Source organism: Burkholderia sp. Bp8986 (genome assembly GCF_003854225.1).
In the GTDB taxonomy this organism is placed as follows: Bacteria; Pseudomonadota; Gammaproteobacteria; order Burkholderiales; family Burkholderiaceae; genus Burkholderia.
In genome coordinates this window covers 1-2,484 of record NZ_QTQM01000125.1, presented here as the reverse complement: position 1 = coordinate 2,484, position 2,484 = coordinate 1, and the positions used below count along the sequence as shown (strand labels likewise).

The 2,484-nt window shown below is 57.8% G+C and carries 2 protein-coding genes and 1 pseudogene; 2 read left to right on the top strand and 1 reads right to left on the bottom strand.

The features are described 5' to 3' along the window. Nucleotides 1–649: 649 nt before the first annotated feature. Both DID99_RS36360 and DID99_RS36355 read left to right on the top strand, forming a co-directional pair. A complete protein-coding gene (locus tag DID99_RS36360; RefSeq protein WP_124668705.1) occupies nt 650–919 on the top strand; it encodes a DUF1778 domain-containing protein in 270 nt (89 codons plus the stop codon). Then, entirely contained in the window at nt 916–1,404 is a 489-nt protein-coding gene (locus DID99_RS36355; protein ID WP_124668704.1) for a GNAT family N-acetyltransferase, read from the top strand. Before DID99_RS36360 ends, DID99_RS36355 begins: the two co-directional genes overlap by 4 nt. A gap of 361 nt (nt 1,405–1,765) precedes the next feature. Here the strand turns inward: DID99_RS36355 and DID99_RS36345 are convergent. Further along, nucleotides 1,766–2,331 (bottom strand): annotated as a pseudogene (locus DID99_RS36345) (IS3 family transposase); the annotation flags it as partial. Between the last annotated feature and the right edge of the window lie 153 nt (nt 2,332–2,484).

Genomic DNA, 2,484 nt, shown 5'->3' with positions numbered 1-2,484 from the left:
GCCTCACGCAGGATCGTCACCATCTGCTCGTCGGTAAACCGGCTCTTCTTCATGACTTCCTTTCTCCGTTGGAAGCCGTTCTCTCAAGTTTCAGTTGGTCCGAAAATTCCAGGCAGGTCAGTTGCCGCCGGACGTTTATCACCGACCCGCTGCCGCCTAATGGCAAGAAGAGCCGCACGCCGGCGCGGCCCCGACCTATAGGGTCGTATCCCTCGCCCACGCGCGGGTGGCCTGAGCTTATATGGAGAGGTAGGGGGTAATGTGAAGAAGCTACTGTCGCCTACATACGGGCGCCCGATGCCTGCATCCAGGAAGTAACCTGCCTAACCCGTCGTTCGTACGAACTCCGTCAGGCATTGCGCCGAGAAATGGTGATTTTCAATGTTTCCAAAGACATAAACGGAAATTTCGATGCGAATAATAAAAATTATTTTCTCCATGGCGTGTTCATGCCGTGCGCTTCCTCTTTCTTTGCGCTCTAGAGATGCGCGGCCCGAGGACCTAATCTGACGTTGACGGATATTCGCTTAGCTATGTCCAGGTAATAGCAAATAGCTATCGGATAGCTGAAGCGGGCCGGCAAATATCCGTACATGGCTTGACGGCCCCGGCAAATACCCGTACATTATTGCCGAGGAGGTAACTTGCCATGGCCACCACCAGGTTTGAGGCTCGGATTGAGCTGGATGTGCACGCCGCGATTCGGCGTGCTGCCGAGATGCAGGGGCGATCAATGACGGATTTCGTTGTGTCGGCTGCTCGTGAGGCTGCGCAGCGAGCAATCGCTGACGCGGAAGTGATTCGTTTGTCGCTCGAGGACTCGCAGCGTTTTGCTGCGGCACTTCTTGCGCCGCCAGAGCCCGTCGACGCATTGAAGCGCGCGATGGCTCGTCACGATCAGTTGCTACGTAACGAATGAGCAGTACGCAATTGGTTGTTGCCGTGCTCGAAGCGACCCACGATCGATCCGAGTTCGCGTGTGGGACGCCAGCGCTAGATCGGTATTTGCGCGAGCAGGCCACGCAGGATGTTCGCCGCCGAGTCGCCGCTTGTTTCGTAATGCTCGACGGCAACAGCATCACGGGCTATTACACGCTGGCCGCCGCCAGTATCTCGCTCGCAGATCTGCCGCACGCCGTGACCCGCAAGCTGCCGCGATACCCGGCGGTTCCGGCCGTGCGAATGGGGCGGCTCGCTGTCGATCAGCGTTACCGTGGCAGGGGGCTAGGCGGAGCGCTGCTGGTCAATGCATTGCAGCGTGCCGCGAAATCAGAGATCCCTGCAGTAGCTCTGGTAGTCGAGGCAAAGGACGACGCTTCGGCCGCTTTCTATCGACATTTCGGCTTTCAGCCGCTGACGCATGATCCGTTGGCGTTGTTTTTGCCGTTGGCAACGGTGAAGTAGGCTATAAGCCGTCGCTCGAAGATCATTGAGTGATGCACTAGGTGTGAAGCTTCAATAGGTTGTTGCGGGTGCCCCCCGGAGCGGTTTTGAGAGACTGGGAATCGCCAAACCCGCCGTCACCTCAAAATCGGAGTCCGGATGAACACCCATAAGAATGCCCGATTGACGTATCTGCGGCGATTGGAAATGATCCACGACATGACCCAACGTGGTTTGTCGGCCGTGGAAGCTGCGACTGCACATGGTGTGAGCGCACACGGCCGGGAAATGGTTGGGGCGCTATCTGGCTGATGGCGTGGCAAAACAGCTCGACAAGTCTTGCGTCCCCAACTCTCACCTCGAGCCTTAATCTTTATTAGCCGGGCCCGAGCAGATGGTGCAGTTTTCGTGTCTCGAGTCTCGGCTGGCGTAGCCGTATATCCCGCACCGGCTTGTCACGGCTTCGGCTTGCGTGCCGCGGCGTTCCTCGCTGCGATATCGCTAGTAATATGTTTGCCGGCTGACGCCCATGTAACGGCAGGCTCGCTCGACGCTCAGCTTTTCGATCCGCCTTTGCGCGACGACCTGCCCAACGGCGTTTTTACGGTGATTCCGTAGTCCTTGCGCATTACGTCGAGCACGCCTCGAACAGTGCGGCTTTCTCCTGCGTCTCGTGCAGCTGCGTTTCCAACTCCTTGATGCGCGGCTCCGGCGTGAGCGGCTTGGCGTCTTGCTTTGGCATGGTAGGGCCCGATCGCGCACGGCCGGATGGATCGGCCCAATCCTGCAAGCCGTACTTGCGTAACCAGATCAGCACCGTCGAGCGTCCCAGGATGCCGGAGCGCTGCTGCGCGTCTTTTTACGTTAGCTCGCTTTTTTCAACCTGGCTCACCACCGAAAGCATTAAAGCCAGGCTATAGTCTGCGTCCGCTTGATCCATTGTTCCACTTGCCACATCTTCGTCTCGGTGAAAAAGTGTCAACCTATTTCAGGACGGGCACTGCGGTCAGTACTGGTCCGTGACGAGCGTGCTTGAGCCCGACGCGTTCGAAGCGGGTGCGATCTATCACCTGCGCGAGCCGAACCTGAATCAGAAGATTT